Source organism: Anoxybacteroides rupiense (assembly GCF_014196195.1).
In the GTDB taxonomy this organism is placed as follows: Bacteria; Bacillota; Bacilli; order Bacillales; family Anoxybacillaceae; genus Anoxybacteroides; species Anoxybacteroides rupiense.
On record NZ_JACIDF010000004.1, the window covers coordinates 284,292 to 302,672 of the forward strand.

19 protein-coding genes are annotated in these 18,381 nt (G+C 42.1%); 4 read left to right on the top strand and 15 right to left on the bottom strand.

Translation table 11 applies throughout. The annotated features are described in order from the left end of the window. Positions 1-69: 69 nt before the first annotated feature. From GGQ95_RS09170 to GGQ95_RS09215, 10 genes are all read right to left on the bottom strand, one after another. A complete protein-coding gene (locus GGQ95_RS09170) occupies positions 70-2,472 on the bottom strand; it encodes a YhgE/Pip domain-containing protein (protein WP_183186656.1) in 2,403 nt (800 codons plus the stop codon). A 71-nt stretch (positions 2,473-2,543) separates the two neighbouring features. Further along, the gene (locus tag GGQ95_RS09175; RefSeq protein ID WP_044745648.1) at positions 2,544-3,116 is read right to left on the bottom strand and encodes a TetR/AcrR family transcriptional regulator; all 573 of its coding nucleotides are present in this window, start codon (positions 3,114-3,116) and stop codon (positions 2,544-2,546) included. Between the two features lie 97 nt (positions 3,117-3,213). Further along, positions 3,214-4,644 carry a protoporphyrinogen oxidase gene (hemY, locus tag GGQ95_RS09180; protein ID WP_080860502.1) on the bottom strand — a complete coding sequence of 477 codons (1,431 nt, stop codon included), beginning with the start codon at positions 4,642-4,644 and terminating at the stop codon, positions 3,214-3,216. 17 nt (positions 4,645-4,661) lie between these two features. Next, positions 4,662-5,597, bottom strand: coding sequence for a ferrochelatase (gene hemH, locus GGQ95_RS09185; RefSeq protein WP_066148102.1), 936 nt, complete (start codon positions 5,595-5,597; stop codon positions 4,662-4,664). A gap of 10 nt (positions 5,598-5,607) precedes the next feature. Beyond that, positions 5,608-6,657, bottom strand: a complete 1,050-nt coding sequence (gene hemE / locus GGQ95_RS09190) for a uroporphyrinogen decarboxylase (protein ID WP_080860796.1) — start codon at positions 6,655-6,657, stop codon at positions 5,608-5,610. A 140-nt stretch (positions 6,658-6,797) separates the two neighbouring features. Further along, positions 6,798-7,973: a M20 family metallopeptidase gene (locus GGQ95_RS09195; protein ID WP_080860500.1), complete on the bottom strand. Its 1,176-nt coding sequence runs from the start codon at positions 7,971-7,973 to the stop codon at positions 6,798-6,800. A gap of 146 nt (positions 7,974-8,119) precedes the next feature. Then, positions 8,120-9,514, bottom strand: a complete 1,395-nt coding sequence (locus tag GGQ95_RS09200; RefSeq protein ID WP_183186657.1) for a hypothetical protein — start codon at positions 9,512-9,514, stop codon at positions 8,120-8,122. 163 nt (positions 9,515-9,677) lie between these two features. Continuing rightward, positions 9,678-10,181, bottom strand: a complete 504-nt coding sequence (locus GGQ95_RS09205; protein ID WP_183186658.1) for an antibiotic biosynthesis monooxygenase family protein — start codon at positions 10,179-10,181, stop codon at positions 9,678-9,680. Further along, entirely contained in the window at positions 10,178-11,386 is a 1,209-nt protein-coding gene (locus GGQ95_RS09210) for an ABC transporter permease (protein ID WP_183186659.1), read from the bottom strand. The genes GGQ95_RS09205 and GGQ95_RS09210 overlap by 4 nt, the downstream gene beginning before the upstream one ends. Then, positions 11,379-12,122: an ABC transporter ATP-binding protein gene (locus GGQ95_RS09215; RefSeq protein WP_304439438.1), complete on the bottom strand. Its 744-nt coding sequence runs from the start codon at positions 12,120-12,122 to the stop codon at positions 11,379-11,381. Before GGQ95_RS09215 ends, GGQ95_RS09210 begins: the two co-directional genes overlap by 8 nt. A 489-nt stretch (positions 12,123-12,611) precedes the next feature. Here GGQ95_RS09215 and GGQ95_RS09220 point away from each other — a divergent pair, with 489 nt between their 5' ends. Then, on the top strand, positions 12,612-13,034 hold the full coding sequence (locus GGQ95_RS09220) for an HIT family protein (RefSeq protein WP_183186660.1): 423 nt from the start codon (positions 12,612-12,614) through the stop codon (positions 13,032-13,034). 33 nt (positions 13,035-13,067) lie between these two features. On the opposite strand, the gene GGQ95_RS09225 is transcribed toward GGQ95_RS09220, so the two are convergent. Beyond that, positions 13,068-13,901 carry a peptidylprolyl isomerase gene (locus GGQ95_RS09225; RefSeq protein ID WP_044745639.1) on the bottom strand — a complete coding sequence of 278 codons (834 nt, stop codon included), beginning with the start codon at positions 13,899-13,901 and terminating at the stop codon, positions 13,068-13,070. Positions 13,902-14,281: 380 nt separating this feature from the next. Between GGQ95_RS09225 and GGQ95_RS09230 the strand changes: the two genes are divergently transcribed. After that, entirely contained in the window at positions 14,282-14,374 is a 93-nt protein-coding gene (locus tag GGQ95_RS09230; RefSeq protein WP_063504933.1) for a YjcZ family sporulation protein, read from the top strand. 42 nt (positions 14,375-14,416) lie between these two features. On the opposite strand, the gene GGQ95_RS09235 is transcribed toward GGQ95_RS09230, so the two are convergent. Then, the gene (locus tag GGQ95_RS09235; RefSeq protein ID WP_066148079.1) at positions 14,417-14,596 is read right to left on the bottom strand and encodes a hypothetical protein; all 180 of its coding nucleotides are present in this window, start codon (positions 14,594-14,596) and stop codon (positions 14,417-14,419) included. A gap of 537 nt (positions 14,597-15,133) precedes the next feature. Between GGQ95_RS09235 and GGQ95_RS09240 the strand changes: the two genes are divergently transcribed. Continuing rightward, positions 15,134-15,472 (top strand): YhaI family protein, encoded by a 339-nt coding sequence (locus GGQ95_RS09240; RefSeq protein WP_044745637.1) that lies wholly within the window; start codon positions 15,134-15,136, stop codon positions 15,470-15,472. Here GGQ95_RS09240 and GGQ95_RS09245 read toward each other — a convergent pair. Next, positions 15,467-16,063 (bottom strand): HTH-type transcriptional regulator Hpr, encoded by a 597-nt coding sequence (locus GGQ95_RS09245; RefSeq protein ID WP_172798649.1) that lies wholly within the window; start codon positions 16,061-16,063, stop codon positions 15,467-15,469. The genes GGQ95_RS09240 and GGQ95_RS09245 overlap by 6 nt on opposite strands. A gap of 178 nt (positions 16,064-16,241) precedes the next feature. On the opposite strand from GGQ95_RS09245, the gene yhzF reads away from it, so the two are divergent. Next, positions 16,242-16,421 (top strand): membrane protein YhzF, encoded by a 180-nt coding sequence (gene yhzF, locus GGQ95_RS18985; protein WP_139788074.1) that lies wholly within the window; start codon positions 16,242-16,244, stop codon positions 16,419-16,421. A 35-nt stretch (positions 16,422-16,456) separates the two neighbouring features. Here yhzF and GGQ95_RS09250 read toward each other — a convergent pair whose 3' ends face one another. Both GGQ95_RS09250 and serC read right to left on the bottom strand, forming a co-directional pair. Continuing rightward, positions 16,457-16,981 (bottom strand): tryptophan transporter, encoded by a 525-nt coding sequence (locus GGQ95_RS09250; RefSeq protein WP_183186661.1) that lies wholly within the window; start codon positions 16,979-16,981, stop codon positions 16,457-16,459. Between the two features lie 113 nt (positions 16,982-17,094). Then, on the bottom strand, positions 17,095-18,177 hold the full coding sequence (gene serC, locus GGQ95_RS09255; RefSeq protein ID WP_183186662.1) for a 3-phosphoserine/phosphohydroxythreonine transaminase: 1,083 nt from the start codon (positions 18,175-18,177) through the stop codon (positions 17,095-17,097). Positions 18,178-18,381: the final 204 nt, after the last annotated feature.

Genomic DNA, 18,381 nt, shown 5'->3' on the forward strand with positions numbered 1-18,381 from the left:
ATTATAATCAACTTTCCAAAAACATTCAACTAGCAATCTCAAAATTTTTTGACAAAAGCACCTCGGCCGTTACGCCTGAGGTGCTTCTGTCATCTGTTTTGCGGTCTTATGAAATTTCCGTTTATGCCAATATATGAAGTATAAGGCTGTGCTAAATGCACCGAATACTAGATAAATCGCAAGAATAGCCGCGTTTTCCCACATGAAGGAAAAATCTCCGCTGGAAATGACAGATCGGAACCCTTGAATGGAGTATGTCATTGGTAAATAAGCCGTTACATGCTGCAGAGCCTTTGGAACTAATTCAATAGGGAACGTCCCTGCGCTCGCTGACAATTGCAAAATGAGAATGATAATTCCAATAAATCGGCCCGGGTCCTCTAACGTTGTGACAAGAAATTGGATCAATGCCATAAATGCAAAGCTGACAATGATACTAAAAATGATAAATCTCGGGGCGCTTTGTACATGGACTCCTAATCCGATAAGCAGCACCAGATCCGCAAGCAATGCTTGCACTGTCCCAATCAGCATCATCACACCAAATTTGCTAATGAACCAGCTTAATCCAGAACGCGGCACGCCCGCTGGTGAACGTAGCGGAAATACAATAGTCGAAAGAAGCGCTCCTACATATAATCCAAGCGATAAAAGATACGGAGCCATTCCTGTTCCATAGTTCGGCACATGGTGAATGGATTCGGTTTTTAGCTTTACTGGTTCCGCAAACATATGATAAACTTCATTATTTGCTTTAACATTTTTGGATTCTTTTGCCCCGTCTGTAAGCTTTTGCGCAAGTTCTCCCGATCCGTTATCAAGTTTTTCCATACCATTGACTAATTGATTCGATCCATCCGTTAATCGATTCATTCCTGTTAGAAGCTGGGAAGCGCCATTTTCTAACGCTGTCATACCGCCGGCAAGCTGGCTAGATCCGTTGGCTAACTGGCTTGCTCCATCCTTTAAGCGTCCTGAACCATCCGCAAGCTCTTGTAAACCATTGGAGAGCTGATGGCTTCCATTGGCGAGATCAGCCGTTCCCGCTTTCGCTTCTCCCGTTTTTTCTTCTAATACCGCTAAGCCTTGAATCACTTTTCCTTGACCTTCTACAAGAGCGCTCGCTCCTTCTGCCAGCTTCTGTTGACCGTCTATCACTTGCTTAAAGCCTTGGTTGAAGGCATTCTCCCCGCTATAAAGCTGAAGCGCTCCCTCTGCCAGCTGATCGGCTCCAGCTTTTAGTGCCGTGGCGCTAGCAGTGAGCTGGCCGATTCCCTCCGTTGTTCGTTTGCTTCCTTGCCATAAAAGCTGAAGCTGATTTTTTAGCGTTTGTAATTTTGCTTTTTCCTCCTCAGTTGGTGCTTGAGCAATCATTCCATCTAACTCGGTTACCACTTGCTCCAGTCCGTTGCTGACTTGCATCGCTCCGTCCTTTGTGCTTTCAGCCCCTTGCTGCCATTGTGACAATGATGCAGAAAGCTCTCCGCTTCCCTCCTTTAACTGTAGAGAGCCGTTAGTCAACGATGGCAGTGCTTCTTGTAGTTGTTCCATCCCTGACAGTGATTGCTGAATTCCTTCCAAAAGACTCTTTGTGCCACCTTCTGTTTGCTTCGCTCCATTAAGCAGTTGGGATTGACCTTCATGTATTCTTCCCAATCCGCCATTTAGCTGCTGAAGGCCGTCATTTAAACGCTGGGAACCTTCACTGGCCGATTTCACCCCGTTTTCAAAGGCAGCTGACTTCTCCGCTAAGAAAGTTAAGTTTTGATTGATGGCTTCTGCCCCAGTCTTGGCTGATCCAATCCCTTTCTGAAGCTGGCTGCCTCCTGTTTGTGCAGAATGAAGGCCCTTCTGCAATTGAACGGCCCCGTCCTCCGCAGTTGACATCCCATTATTTAATTGTTTTGCACCAGCGCTCGCTTCCTGTAATCCTTTCGCCATCTTCTGTACATTTTTAAGCATTGCTTCTGCATAAGTCGCCGTTACCGTGCGGGAGATTTCCTCTTTGATTGCTTCAACCGCTTTATTTCCGATTTGTGCTGATAAAAAGTTCATCCCTTCGTTCGGCTTATAAACAATCTCCATTTGCTTCGGATGTTCATTTTGTAAGGTTGTGGCGTTTTCTGAGAAATTTCCAGGAATCTCGACAACCATATAATACTTGCGCTGCTTTAACCCTTTATTTGCTTCTTTTTGTGACACAAAGTGCCATGCGAACGTGTTTTTTTCTTTGAGCTTTTTCACAAGTTCGTTGCCAATCTCCAGCTTTTCTCCATTTAAGACAGCGCCCTTATCATGATTAACAACAGCAACCGGCAGTTTATCTAACTGCCCATACGGATCCCAAAACGCCCATAAAAACATTCCGCTGTACATTAATGGAATAAAGAGTATAGCAATAATCGGAATCAATATTTTTCGATTGGTAGCAATCGACTTAATTTCCTGAAGCAACAATGAAAACTCTTTCATTGTCTCCCTCCTTTTTAGACACCTGACCATTTTGTTCATTCAGTCATATTTTCAAAAAAGAAGAAGGACCATCATTTTGATAATCCTTTGAAAAAATATAGCTCAAATAATTCGGCAATTTTTTCTTTTGAGAGCGGCTCGTGCTTTTTTTCCCATTCAAACACAAGCGCAAGATACATTTTCAGCATTAAAAATGCCGTGATTTCAGCATCACATGGACGAATTTCCCCCTTCTGCATGGCCTCTTCAATTTTATCGCGAATATAGGCAAGAATCGCCTCATCTAGTTTATGCAGCACCTCTTGAACCGTAGGAGTGCCGATATCACGTACTTCCTGCAAAAGCTTAATCGTCAGCTGATGCTGTTTGCGAAACTCTAAAATGCGGTATAGCGCACGATGAACATTTTCAAAAAAGGAACGATTTTCATCAATCGACTGCTCAGCTGCTTCTTTAATTTCAATAATAACGGATGAAATAATTTCTTCGAGCAGGTCTTCTTTGCTATTAAAAAAAGTATAAATCGTTCCCTTTCCGACATTCGCCATCTTTGCCACTTGGTCCATCGTCGTCGCCTTATATCCAAACAGCGAAAAAGATTGCGTAGCAGCCTCAATAATTTGCTGCTTTCGATTCACTGACATTTTCCTTCCTCCTGCAAATTGACTAAATGAACATTTCAGTCATATGGTATAAGGAATGTTACCATAGAACAAAGAAAAAGTAAAGAGGTTAACCTTGTTAGTTAACCTCTTTTAGCGCTTTTCTATTCATTTCTAAATAATCCAGTACTTTTTTGACCGCTTCCTCCCCTTGATCAATACAATCGGGCATTCCCAATCCTTCATAAGAACTGCCCGCTAAAAATACGCCCGGAAGGTGTTCAGCCATTTGTGATTTTATGGTCTCGATTCTTTCTTTATGGCCAACCGTATATTGCGGCATCGCTTCCTTCCATCTAGAAACAATCGAAAATTCCGGATTGCCATTAATGCGCATGATTTTATTTAAGTCATCAAGTACAACCTTGACGATTTCATCATCCGATTGCTCCACGATTGTTTCGTCTCCTGGACGCCCGACATAGCAACGCAATAACGCTTTGTCTGCCGGAGCGGTATGCGGCCATTTTTTATGCGTCCACGTGCAGGCCGTTATCGTATAATCGCTGCGTCGCGATACAACAAAACCTGTTCCGTCTATATCTTGTTCAATCGCTCTCTCTGGAAAAGCAAGCGCTACTGTCGCAACTGAAGTGGACGGAACCGCTTTAAATGGCGCAAAAAACGGATAATCAGAAAGCATGGATGGCACTGTTTGATGCGGAGTGGCAATCACGATGCTATCGGCTTTCCATACATCGCCATTGCTTAAATATAGCGAATAATTCGTATGTTTTCTTTCAATTTTTTCAACGCGAATGCCTTTGAGTACGCTTCCGTGCTCCAATCGTTTTTCAATCTCATCGACTAGTGATTGCAGCCCCGTCGTTAACGTCTGAAAAGCCCCTTTTTTGTTTTTCTGTCCTTCTTGTTTTGGAGTTGTCCGCTTGGTTCCCAGCACAAGGCTTCCATATTTTTGCTCAACATGGAAAAATTGCGGGAATGTTGCCATCAAGCTCATTTGGTCGATATCTCCAGCATAAATTCCTGATAAAAGCGGTTCAATCAAATTCTCTACTACTTCATCCCCGAGTCTTCGTCGAAAAAATTGTCCCAGTGATAAATCTGCGTCTGTTTTGGTCGGCGGCAAAATAAAATCGAATGCCGCCCGCAGCTTTCCAACCGGTGAAAATAACCCTGTTGTCACAAAAGGGCCTATCTTCGTAGGAATTCCCATCACCGCACCGCCAGGGATTGCATATAATTTTCCATTCACTAATATATACGATTTTCCTGTTGCGTTGTGCACGATTTTATCTTGAAGCCCCACTTCATGGACAAGGCGAGACGCGCTTTGCTTTCGCGCTAAAAATGAGTCAGGCCCCCGTTCAATCACAAAACCGTCATGAATGACCGTTTGAATTTTTCCGCCAAGTCGGTGTGTAGCTTCAACCAGCTTGCATTCAATCGGTAGCTGCTGTTCCCTAATCGCTTTTTGTAAATAGTAAGCAGCGGCTATTCCGGCAATTCCTCCTCCAATGACAATGACCGTTTTCTTTTCCTCACTCACCGTTTCATCGCCTTCTTTTACATAAGTTTCATATGCTTTAAAACCACTGTTGCTAACGCATCGATAAAGGAAGGATGAGCATTTGGCATTTCTGGACGGTAATAGCTCGCTCCGATTTCCTCCGTCACTTGTTTACATTCAATATCATTATCATAAAGCACTTCTAAATGATCAGCAACAAATCCAACCGGTAGATAAACAAAGGACGTGTAGCCTTTTTCCTGATGCAGCTGTCTTGTCAAATCTTGCACATCTGGTCCAAGCCATGGCTCTGGCGTATTGCCGGCGCTTTGCCATCCCACTGCATAATGAGTGACTCCTGCTCCTTTGGCAATCATCTCTGCCGTTTCTTGTAACTGACTTGGGTACGGATCGCCTGCAGCTATAATTTTTTCCGGCAAGCTGTGAGCCGATACAATCAACACCGCTTTCTCTCGTTCTTCTTTACTCATTTGGCCATATATTTCTTTTACTTTTTCCACCCAATACTCAATAAATTTCGGTTCTTGATACCAGCTTTCAATCGCATGGATGATTGGACCGTTCAGCTTTTCGGCCTCTGCCTTGGCGCGCGTATTGTACGATTGAATGCTAAAGGTTGAAAAATGCGGTGCGAGCACAAGGCTCACAGCCTCCTCAATCCCATTTTCGTGCATTTTTTTGACCGCATCCTCGACAAATGGTTCAATATGCTTTAAACCTAAATACATGCGAAAGTCGATCTTATCTTGGATTTCATTTAAATGCTGTTCTAACGCTTCAGCCTGCTCTTTCGTAATTTTCGCTAAAGGAGAAATGCCGCCAATGGCTTCATAGCGCTCCTTTAAATCTTGAAGCTGTTCAAGAGGCGGCTTTCGCCCATGGCGAATATGCGTATAATAGCGTTCGATATCCTCTTCTTTATATGGGGTACCATATGCCATAACAAGCAGACCCATTCTCTTTTTCGCCATTTTGAACACCTCATTTTCTATTTTGCGATGTATATTCATGTATAAACGCGGTTAACCGCTTCAGCGTCTCTGGACGAATCTCTGGAAAAATGCCATGTCCTAAATTGAACACATACCCGGATTGCTCCATTCCCTCATCTAAAATTTGTTTAACCCTTGCTTCAATAACTTCCCAAGGCGCAAGCAGCACAGCAGGATCTAGGTTTCCTTGAAGCGCTTTTGTAATTCCTTGAGCTCGCGCCTCTTTAATCGATAAACGCCAATCCACCCCTACGACATCGAGCGGCAAATCGTTCCACTCTTTTGCCAAGTGGCTAGCACCCACACCAAACATGATGAGCGGAACATTTTCCTCGCGAAGCTCCGAGAAAATCCGTTGCATGGTCGGCTTAATAAAATAACGATAGTCTGGCACATTGACCGCCCCAACCCACGAATCGAAAATTTGAATGGCTTTTGCCCCTGCTTTAATCTGAGCTTTCACGTAGCGAATGGTCATATCCGCCAGCTTGTCCATCAACGCAAACCATGCTTTTGGCTCTGCATACATAAACGCTTTTGTTTTATTGTAATTTTTTGAAGGTCCCCCTTCAATCATGTAGCTTGCTAGTGTAAATGGTGCACCGGCAAAACCGATGAGCGGAACTGTCAGTTGTTCGGTCGTTAACAAGCGAATCGTTTCCAACACATAAGGAACATCTTCCTCTGGCTGGATCTCTCCCAGCTTCTCTACATCTTGAAGGGAACGAATCGGATTAGCGATGACCGGACCGATCCCCGCTTTAATATCCACTTCCACTCCGATTGCTGGAAGCGGTGACATAATATCTTTATAAAGAATGGCTGCATCAACCTGATATTGTTCGACAGGCAGCCGAGTGACATAGGCGCACAACTCTGGCTGGTGCGTAATTTCAAACAAAGAGTACTTTTCTTTTAGAGCCCGGTATTCCGGTTGTGAGCGTCCTGCCTGTCTCATGTACCATACAGGAACATATTCTGTTTTTTCCCCAAGACAGGCGCGCAAAAATGTATCATTAAATGGTAGTTTCGTTGTCATCATCATCCGCCTTCCTTTATGACATTTATGCCGTTACATAAGAAAACTTGGCCACAAGCCAAGCTGTGTACAATTACAACTATACAAGTTTCTCTCTTTAATGTATAGAAAACATAACGAAGTGTCAAAAAATTGACGATTTATTTTGTCAAATATGACAGAGCAGCTGTTCCAAGCATTTTAGCAGCAATTAACATCGCTCTTTCATCAAAATCAAATCTAGGATGATGATGCGGAAATGGGGAACTAACCTCCTCCGCTTTCGCTCCAGTAAAGAAAAAGGTTCCCCTTACCTTTTGCAAATAGTAGGCAAAATCCTCTCCGCCCATACGCGGCTCCACTTCTTCAATCATCGTAACCTCAGAAACCTGCTTCGCGATGTCTACAATCAGCTTCGTTTCTTCTTCATGATTGACAACTGGCGGATATCCCTTTGTATACGTATACTCATACAAACAATCCGCAGCTAAACAAACGCCTTTTGTAATCCGCTCAATTTCTTTCTCAATCTCATCGCGCACAGCTTCATCAAAGGTACGCACTGTTCCAATCAGCTTTGCGGTATCGGCAATGATGTTAAAGGCGTTATCTGCGATGAATGATCCAACTGACACGACAGCTGGCTGCAAGGGATTCACACGGCGGCTGACAATTTGCTGCAAAGCAAGCACAAGCTGTGAGGCTACAACAATCGCATCTTTGGTGCGATGCGGTTCCGCACCATGGCCGCCCATCCCTTTGATCGTTATTTCGAATCGGTCAGCAGCAGCCATAATCGGCCCTGTTCGATATTGAATTTTTCCTGTCGGTTCTGTTGCCCATAAATGCGTGCCAAAAATAGCATCCACTCCTTCCAAGCATCCCGCTTCAATCATGGAAATGGCCCCGCCTGGCGCATATTCTTCAGCATGTTGATGAATCAGAACAATCGTTCCAGCTATTTCCTCCCGTATTTCGTGAAGCACTTTACCTAGTACAAGCAATGACGCCGTATGTCCATCATGTCCGCACGCATGCATCACTCCAGGAACTGTTGATTTGTATGGAACGTCCTTTTCATCTTGAATAGGCAGCGCATCAAAATCAGCTCGAAGCGCGACCGTTTTCCCCGGTTTTCCCCCGTGAATTTTGGCGACTACTCCATTACCGCCCACCTGTTCTTGGACAGGAACGTGTAACGCTTTATAATAATCAGCTATGTACTTGGCCGTTTGATATTCTTGAAATGATAGCTCGGGATGCTGATGCAAATAGCGGCGAATCGACACCATTTCATCATAATAAGCCTCTAGGCGTTCATATAATCGAATATTCATTTTCTCTCCCCCTGTTTTTTTCCTTATTATATCATGATATGACAAAAGCTGCCTCTTTAATCAAAAGGCAGCTGAAATAGATGCAAACGAAAAATCTCCTAAATCCTCATGCCTACATTTCTTTTAGGGGCGGGGCAGTGAATAGGTCAAATCAAAAACATCGCAACAACGGTGGTTACGACTAAGCCAATCGTAACAGGCACCAAATTCCGCCGGGCTAGCTCAAATGGATCAACTCCGCAAATCGCGGCAGCTGGAATTAAAGCCCAAGGAACAAGCGTGCCTCCTCCCACCCAAATGGCAGAAATTTGTCCAAGCGCTGTCAGTGTAGCAGCACCTGTGCCGATGGCCGTTGAAAATAAATGCGCAATCGAACCGGCTAATGAAATGCCTGAAAATCCAGAGCCGTCTAATCCTGTAATGGCTCCCACAATTGTTAATGTGACCGCGCTAATTCCCTTATTTAGAGGAACAAGATGAGCTAATGCCACTCCCAAATCATTGACAATCCCATGTGAAGAATTTGGTAAGTACTCACCGATAATCTTCGCAAATCCTGTATCACCAAGATAAAAAAATGCAGCAATCGGAATAACGGCGCCAAATATTTTAAAACCAAATTGAAAGCCTTCAATAAAATAATTCGTAATCTCTTCAAAGCTGTTTTGCTTATGAGCAAACAAAGCGATTAAAATCAAGATAAAAATGGAGGTGCCTCCAACTAAAGCGGTAGCATCTCCTCCTTGCAAATGCAAGTAGGACATAGCCACAACATTGAGTGCAAATAAAAACAAGATCATAAAAGCAAACGCTATTTTCGCTTTTTTGGATAGCAGAGAAGGAGGCTGTTCGGCTTTTGCCGCGGTAACGTTTTCATTAAGAGGTGAGCGTAGCTTCCCATTTTTCATATCACGGCGCAGCAATATAAACGCCGTTACCGTTGTTACGATCCCCATCACTAAAACAAGCGGAACGCTCGCAGCCACCACCTGTGAAACCGGGAGATTGGCGGCATCCGCTGTCAGCTTAGGCGCTCCTTGAATGACAAAATCACTTGATAATGCAATGCCATGTCCAAACAAGTTCATAGCCACCGCCACTCCTAAAGCTGGAAGCCCTGCGCGGATAGCAACAGGCAAAAGGACTGCTCCCATAATCGCTACTGCCGGTGATGGCCAGAAAAACCACGAAATCACCATCATTAAAAGTCCGATCGTCCAATATGCTCCACCTGGCGTTCGAATCAGCTTAGCAAATGGAGAAACCATCATATCATTGATGCCCGTGGCCGTTAATATTTTGCTCATTGCCACAATAACGGAGATTACCAAAATCGTTGGCAATAGCTCGGTAATCGCATAAATAAAACTGTTAAACACCACGCTAACGGCAGTGCTTAGTGAATGTGTCGCCACCATCCCCAGCAAGAAAATACCGATAATACAAACAAACGATGTATCTTTTCGTGCGACCATAAATCCAATAATCAGCACGATAAACAGCAAATACATCCAGTGTAGCGCTGTTAGCTCCACTCCCATACCTTATTTCCCCTTTCCGTTTTCCCCATCACGATAAACAAGGCGTTTACCTAACGGATGTGCTTACATGATATGAAAAACGGAAAAAGGTGTGACCGCCCCATTTCCTCGGAAATAGTCGAAAAAACAAAAATGCCGCTATAATTTAGCGGCATTTGAAATTTTATTCGATAATGCTATAAGTTGTTACGTAAGAAGGGCGGGGAAAGAGCTTAACTTGCTGTCCCTTTTCTTCTTTCGCTTTTCGTTCGTGATGTGCTTTTTCAAACGCGCGCGAACGCTGCCAATTTTGAAAATGCTCTTTTCCTTCCCACAATGTCATAATGATATACGTATCGTTTGATAAAGGGCGTAATACACGAATAGCAACAAATCCTGGTTCTTTTTCAATTAATCTGGCCCGCTGACTAAAGCGGTATTCAAATAATGGCCTTCCTTCATCTGTCACCGGAATATGATTGAGCACGGCAAATGATCCTCCTAAGTTTCCAACCGCATCAATCACTTCGTAATGACGCGGCTCCTGAAAAACCGTACTGCCATCTGTTTCATGAAAAAGCGCGGCTCCATCTTCTCCTTCAAGCAATAGCATCGTTTCATGAGCATAGCTGTCTTTCAATTTTTGCAAATAATCTCTTGTTCCTGTGGTCACATATATCTTTTTCATCTATTCACCCTCCTGCGCCGATTGAAATAAAAAAACAATAGCCAGTAACTAAAAACCAAACCAATAAACAGCAATAATAGACCATGCACCACATAGCCGAATACAAGCATAAAGAGCGCAAACACGATATTTTGTCCAAGCAAAAGCCAAAACAAAAGCTGAAGCACGGTTTTTTTCTTCAACTGATCAGACAATGGATATAATTTATAAAAAAGATTGGAACGATGGTGCTGCTGAAGCCTTAATAATTGAAATCCAGTGGCATAAAGGAAAAATAAAGCAGCGATTATTTTCCCATAGATAGGCGGTACAATATAAAGGACAAGGCAGGAAATACAAGTTAACCGTATGTAAAGTCCCAAATAATCTCCTGCTCTTAAAAACGTCCGTAAATATAAATAACGAAACGCCTGCTCTTGACGATACGGGACAAAGGATAAGACAAAATTCATCCATTTACGACGCTTCGCCCGCTCTTTCAAATGAGGAACATCTGTAAAAATGTTAGCTAGCCGATAAAATGATAGTTGTACCTTTTCTTCTTGAAGGATCAGATATTCCCAGTTCAGCCCTTTTCGCTTCGTTGTCTGCATAAAGTAGAAAGACAAAGCCGCCATAATAAGCAGTAGCATACCCCAAAATAGTATGGATACGTTTTTTAACAAAAAATACAGAAAGACCATATTAAAAAGCAGTCTTGTTCCATAGCCGAAAGAACGAGCCCCCGTCGTTGCAAAATTTTGCTCTTTCCAACCAATCCACATATTCCATCCCTTTAAGGCTAATAAAATGATCCACAGCAGCCATATCGATAATGCCGAAAACTCGAGATGTAACGGAGCCAGAGCCAAAACAGCTAAAGAAAGCAGAGACGCCTGCATCCCCCAGCTGAATACAAAGGCGCGGCGAAGATAAGGCGTAAGTTTTGCTTCAGCCGGCAATAAAAAGACAAGATCCGCTTCTCTAAAAAAAGTGCGGACAGAGCCGTATGTAAGAAACATCGAAAGAACAACAGCTTCTATCATTGCATAAGGAAAGCTGCTTGTTAACGTTTGTAGCCATCGCTGATAGGCAAACGCACCAGCTCCCAAGCCAATCAACAGCACAAACAACAAATGATCATTAAGCATATACCGCAAATAACGCCTTCGTTCAGAGCCGTAACGAACGAAGCGCTGCTTCCACAGTAAGCGGCTATCAAGCATATTCCTCTTCCTTTGTTAATTCAATATAAATCTCATCTAATGTCGCGGTCGGGAGCTGAAGCTGTTGGCGCAGTTCTTCTAATGTTCCTTTTGCCTTTACCTTGCCATGATGAAGAATGACAAATGCATCGCAATATCTCTCAGCAGTCGCTAAAATGTGGGTTGACATTAAAATACCGGCTCCTTTTTCTTTCATGCTTTGAATCAGCTGAAGCAGCGATTGGATACCAAGCGGGTCAAGGCCGACAAAGGGCTCATCAATAATATAAAGAGACGGCTCAATTAAAAAGGCGCACATAATCATGACTTTTTGCTTCATTCCTTTTGAGAAATGAGCCGGAAACCAAGACAGTTTTTTCTCCATGCGGAACTCTTTTAACAGCAGAGGCAGCCGCTTTTCATATTCCGCTTTTGGCAAGCCATACGCCATCGCCATTAATTCTAAATGCTCTTTTAATGTTAATTCATCGTATAAGATCGGTGTTTCCGGTATGTATGTAAACTGACTGCGATACCATTGTGGATCATCGGCAAACATCTTTCCATTGATCGTAATCGTTCCTTTCCTCGGCTCCATTAATCCAATAATATGCTTAATCGTCGTGCTTTTTCCTGCGCCGTTTAAACCAATCAACCCGACAATTTTGCCGGTGTCTACCGCAAATGAAACATCCTCAAGGACATTTCTGTTCGTATAACCGCCATGTACATGTTTCACTTCTAAAAGCGCCATGATTCGTTTTCCTTTCTTCCTAATTCAATCGCGTTACCGTCATTTTATCAAAAAAACTTGATTTTTTCCAAAAATGAGAAGCATATAAGCGGCTGATTAGGAGATGATAAATAACGAAGAGGGGATGAGGAACCGCTTAAACAGCTATTGATGATCATTGTGGTTTGGTGAATCGTCCAAATTGAAATGAGGTGTTTACAAAAGATAACACCGCTTAAAGCAAAAGAGAAATCTCTTGTAAATGAGGTGTTTGTCGGAGATCATCCAATGATATCCAAGGCTTTGGTTCCTTGTGAAAGAAGATGATCATTGTGAACAGAGAAATGTTCATGAAGTAAAAACTCATAAGTAAATGAGGTGTTCATCAAACGCCATTTCATTGAATAAGTCCTTACCCCTTTTCATGACTGACAGGATGTGGCCATTCCGGCTTACATCCTGTTCTTTTTATGGTAAAATGTAATTAAAATCGCGAGAAAGGTGGCCGATTTTATGAGTGATTGCATTTTTTGCAAAATTATCAATGGCGATATTCCCGCCGCAAAAGTATATGAGGACGAGCATGTGTTAGCCTTTCTTGACATTAGCCAAGTCACAAAAGGGCATACGCTCGTCATTCCAAAAGTACATACAAAGGATATTTTTGAACTTACGTCCGATACGGCAAGCCACGTTTTCCGCGTTGTTCCGAAAATCGCCAACGCCATTAAACAGCAGCTTGCCCCAGCGGGTCTAAATCTGTTAAACAACAATGGTGAACAGGCTGGACAAACGGTTTTCCATTATCATGTTCACCTTATTCCGCGCTATGGAAAAGGCGATGGATTTGGCGCTGTGTGGAAATCACATGCCAGTGATTATACGTTTGCGGATTTACAAACCATTGCCGAGACGATTCAAAAAGGAGTGCAATAATCAAACAGGGAAGCGATCTGCTTCCCTGTTTGATTATTGAATGGCATCTTTAAGATCCTCATCTTCAATTTTCACGTTCGCGTCTTTAATCACTTTCGCTACTTTTGACTCAATCTGTGAAGCGTCAACCTTGCTCTTTTTCACTTCAAATTCGATTTCATCCTTCATTTGTTCGTAGGACGGCTTTTTCTTCTTATCCGTCACTTTAATAATATGATAACCATACTCCGTTTTAATCGGCTGGCTAATTTCCCCAACCTTCAAGGCGTATGCGGCATCCTCAAACTCCTTCACCATTTTGCCTGTACCAAACCAGCCTAAATCGCCGCCGTTTTGTGCAGAGCCTGTATCCTGCGAATACTCTTTAGCGAGCTTAGCAAAGTCTTCTCCTTTATCCAGCTTCGCCTTAACCTCTTGCGCTGTTTTTTCATCCTTGACTAAAATATGGCTTGCCCGTATTTCCGGCTTGTATTGATCGTAATATTGTTTTAATTCTTTTTCGGTTACTTTGACATCCGCTACCGCTGCTTTTTGGCGCAGCAAGTCCAGCTTCACCATGTCACGGATCGCTTTTTCGCCATTTTGCTGAACAGCTAAATCATATTGCGTTCCGTACATCTCCTTTAAGTTCTCAATTTGCTTATCAATTTCTTTATCCGTCACTTTATACTTCTTGCTTAACACCTTTTCATACACAAGGTCGCGGATGACTTCTTTACCATACCGCTCTTTCATTGCGTTATAAAATTCTTCCTTCGTAATGTCGCCCGCTTTCGTCTCCGCAATGACTTTTGAATCTCCATTGCTACAAGCAGATAGTGCAAGAACAGAAGCTGCTGCCGCAACAGCAATTGTCCATTTTTTCATCCAATTCACAACTCCTACTATCAAAATTTTTTGCAAAAAACTACAACAATTAATATAACACATTTTCCCATAATACAAAAATGTTTTCCCCTATTTCACCATTGCGATTAAGATTTTTTTTCCTAAATATAACGATCTTATGATCCTTCTTCTTCAAACAAGAATAGCAGATGAAGAAAAAATCTATATCACAACTAGAGGCGTCAGCATGTGCCTGAAGCAAGCATTTCGACAGCCGTACGACCGAAACAACGCCGCTTTTTCAGAACTGAAAATGAGCGTGAATGAATATAGGGCACGTGCCTACACACACTTTATCGCGGCTGCATAAAATAAACTATCCAAAAACGAGAGCCCCCTTTTTGAAAGGAGGTGTTATAATGGGTGCACCGGTTCCTTACGCTGGTGGATTCGCGTTGATTGTCGTGTTGTTTATTTTATTAATTATTGTCGGGAGTGCATGGTGGTTCTAAATGCCTAATAAAAAAGCTGGCAGTCATGGCTGTCAGCTTTTTTTATGTAAATAACATTTCAAAATAAGAAGAAATAAGTAAAATAGTGATAAGTACATTAATGGTGCGGAACACGACCGGCTGTTTGTCCTCGGGAATTTCTTTTTGAACACAAAGCGTATTGGTAAGCTGATTAATAGAAAATAAAATAATGACAGCAAGGGGTATGAAGTAAATCGTCATGTTTAACTCCCCTCCTATTCCTTACAAAATTACTTTATTTACTTTACAATTTTTTTCTGGATAAATCAATATGTATTTTACCACCTTTAATTTTCCAGCATCAATGAAGAAATGTACCGATGTTTATGTAATCGTTGTCACTCGACATATTCACATTGACAAAAATATGAAGTTTGCGGTATTTTCCGATGGCCGCACAACCCAACAATGCCGCTTACAGCCAAGTTCATTTACGAGTAAGCAGCTTGTTAACCGACGCTCAGCCATGCTTTGGCGCAGCCGGGCAGATCGGCGACTTGCCTTCCAAGCTTGGATTTTTACGCATAACATTCGCTCATATTGAGCACAAAGACAACAAATGAATCAATTAAATCTGACACGCAAGTGTTGAAGCTCCCCCTTCCTAACTAAATGGAGCTAATAGGAGGAAAAGAATGCTAAAAATTGATGGTTGCCAGACTGTTATGCATACAAAAACTTATAGTTGGTTATTTTCTATTATTTGAATAAAATATATAACAAGGGGGAAGACGACATATGGAAAAACGAATGGCAAAACTTGAGTATCACCGATCACTGCTATTACAAATGGTGGATGAGTCCAAAAATCCTTTTTATTCTCTCGTTATCGCCGCTGATTTGGCAAAAGAAGAAGTAGAAGAAGTTCTTTCCCTTTGTGAAGAATTGAACAAAGAATATGAAAAACAAAAAGCGGAAGGCTTGACGATTTTCACTCCGCTTTTGCTTCATTTTGCCGGCATGCTCCATCCTCGTCTTCCGCTTGAAAAAACTATTGATGCTTTGCTAAAACAACGTTTGTTTGTTCCGCTGATGCAAGAATTTAAAAAGTTGATCGAAACGATTCCTTCCTCATGATTGGCTCGCTACTTCCTTCTCAGCTTCTGGCAACGTCTTTTTTATCAGCTTTCCTTCTTCCTCAATAAAATCTGTTTGAATATTTTCAAACGATTTTTCGAAAATCTCCATGAAATCATCCCCATAAATATTGCGGATAATACACATCATTTCTAAAATTTCTGGAAATTTTCCGTATAGCTCACGCAAAGGCAGTGCTCCATTCAACACAGCATTTTGCTTTGGATCATATGATTCCATCAGCTTCAAAAACACTTGCTCGCCTTTTTCTGTCAACTCAATATATGTGTTGCGTTTATCATCTTGTTTTTTAGAAAAGGACAGCAGTCCTCTTTCTTCTAGCTTTTTGGAAAAGTTAAATGCGGTTGATACGTGCATGACCCCAAATTTTGCGATTTCTGAAATAGAAGCTCCTTTAAAATGATAAGCAATCCATAAAATATGATGTTCATTAATGTTTAGATCGAACGGTTTGATCCACTGCTGCCAATCCTTTTCGATTGATTTCCAAAGCGCTTTGCTTAATTGTGCAATCCGCTGGCTAAACATCATTGCTTCTTTTATGGAATAATGTTGTTCTCCATGTTTCATCGTTCCACCCACTCTTCCCTCACCATTATTATTTTATTCTATTATGCCAGTAAAATAAAAATTAATAAAGATACAAATGTTAGAATTTTTAAATAAAGAATAACACATCTCGAGACTCATAGTTAAAGAACAAGGTACATATAGTGAAACATAGGAGGAGAATATGATGGTTTATATAATGTCCTTTTGTTATATTCTTAGTGTTGTTTTTCTCTGTCTTGCAGCAGCCACATTTTTTTCGCTACATAAGGCCAAAATGTATCCGCCCAAAAGAATATTGCAGCAAAGGCTGCTTTTATATATATTTGCCGCTGTTTTTTCTTTCTTGCTGGCCTGGTCGCTGCAGCACTTTTTATAACAAAACCCGACCTGAAGCGATCGGGTTTTGTTGTTTTACGGTTGTGCCGCCATATTCGTCCGCTTAAAAATGGACGATACAAGCGGATATACGAATAAGATAGCAAGGGTGTTAATCAAGGCTGTTGGCAACACAACCGTAACGAACAAGCTTGAAAAAGCCGCACCTCCAGGCAGGCCGACAACAAGTAGAGCGATTGTCAAAAAAATCGTGCCAGAAACGATCGTTCCTATCGCTGTTAAAACAGCGGCCCCCTTCGTTGTTTGTCCATATTTTTTCATCATAAGCAACAAAGCCAAAAATATAAAGGCTGTCGTTGGTTTATCAAGCAGATTGGGCAACAGTCCCCCTGGAAAGCTTGTCGTAATCCCAGAAATGATGCCGGTTGCCATTCCCAGCAGACCGACTGACTTTTTATCAGGAAACAACAAAATGCCCAAAAACATCATCAGCAGCATCATATCTGGTTTCATGCCAAAAAAGAATCCAGGAATTGCACTGTGCAGCACTGCACCAATCCCCACAAACAGTGCAAGAGAAACTAAAACTTTTGCTTTCATTTTCTCATCTCTCCTCATCTAAGCTTTCTAACCTTCTCTTCTCTAGTACCTTTTGCCTATTACAAGATTTTTTACATTATACTACTTTATCGCATAAAAGTGAAGAAAAATTTTTAACCAAAATATTTTGGGAACTCCTTCATAAATTGCGCTAACGCTTCACATGCTTCCAAAGGAACCGCATTATAAACAGAAGCGCGGCAGCCGCCAACAGAACGATGTCCCGCCAATCCAACAAAGCCGCGTTCTTTTGCTTCAGCCAAAAATCTTTTTGTTACTTCCTCGTTTGGCAATGTAAACGTAATATTCATTAAAGAGCGGCTGCCTTTTTTCGCGTGCGGCGCATAAAACCCATCGCTTTCATCAATTGCGGCATAAATAACCCCTGCTTTTTCTTGGTTGCGTTTTTCAATCACTCCCACTCCTCCCTGCTCTTGGACCCATTCGAGCACAAGCGAGAGCATATAAATCGCAAAGGTCGGCGGCGTATTATATAAAGAATTACTTGTGCTATATGTGCGGTAATCAAGCATGGTCGGCAGATTTTCTGGAATTCTTTCAAGCAAATCGTTGCGGATAATCGCTACTGTCACACCGGACGGCCCTAAATTTTTTTGCGCTCCGGCATAAATGAGAGCAAATCTCGCCACATCGATCTCTCGGCTTAAAATATCGCTCGACATGTCGGCAATTAAATCGGTATCCACATCCGGAAACTCATTCCATTGCGTTCCAAAAATCGTATTGTTGGATGTGATATGTAAGTAAGCGGCCTCTTCGGAAAGCTGAATGCTTTCATTCGCTGGAATGTACGCGTAATTCTCTTCTTTACTCGATGCGGCAATATGCGTTTCTCCTACTTTTTTCGCTTCTTTCAACGCTTTTTCCGACCAAGCCCCCGTTAGCACATAATTGCCCACTCGGCCATCTGTCAGGAAATTCATGGGCACCATCGAAAACTGCAAGCTTGCTCCTCCTTGCAAAAAGAGCACATCATGCGTATCGGGAATATTCATAAGCTCTTTTAATAATTGCTTTGCCCGATTATGGACCTCATCGTACTCTTTGCTGCGATGGCTTAATTCCATCACCGACATGCCGGTGCCGCGAAAATCAAGCAGTTCCTGCTGTGCACGCTGCAATACAGCAAGCGGAAGCGCTGATGGACCTGCATTAAAGTTGTATGCCCTTTTCATCTGCTAGATTCCCCCTACTTTATTTCTTTACTGAATAACAGTTATTTATTATCCTAACATGAAACCTAAAAAAATAAAGCTTATTTTTTGGAAATTCTAAAAAATAACTTTTGGGATCAGATACAATCGATTTACGAATGGTCCTTGTGCTGTTATAAATATGAGTGATCGCTATTTGTAAATCCCCATCTCTTGATCGCCGAC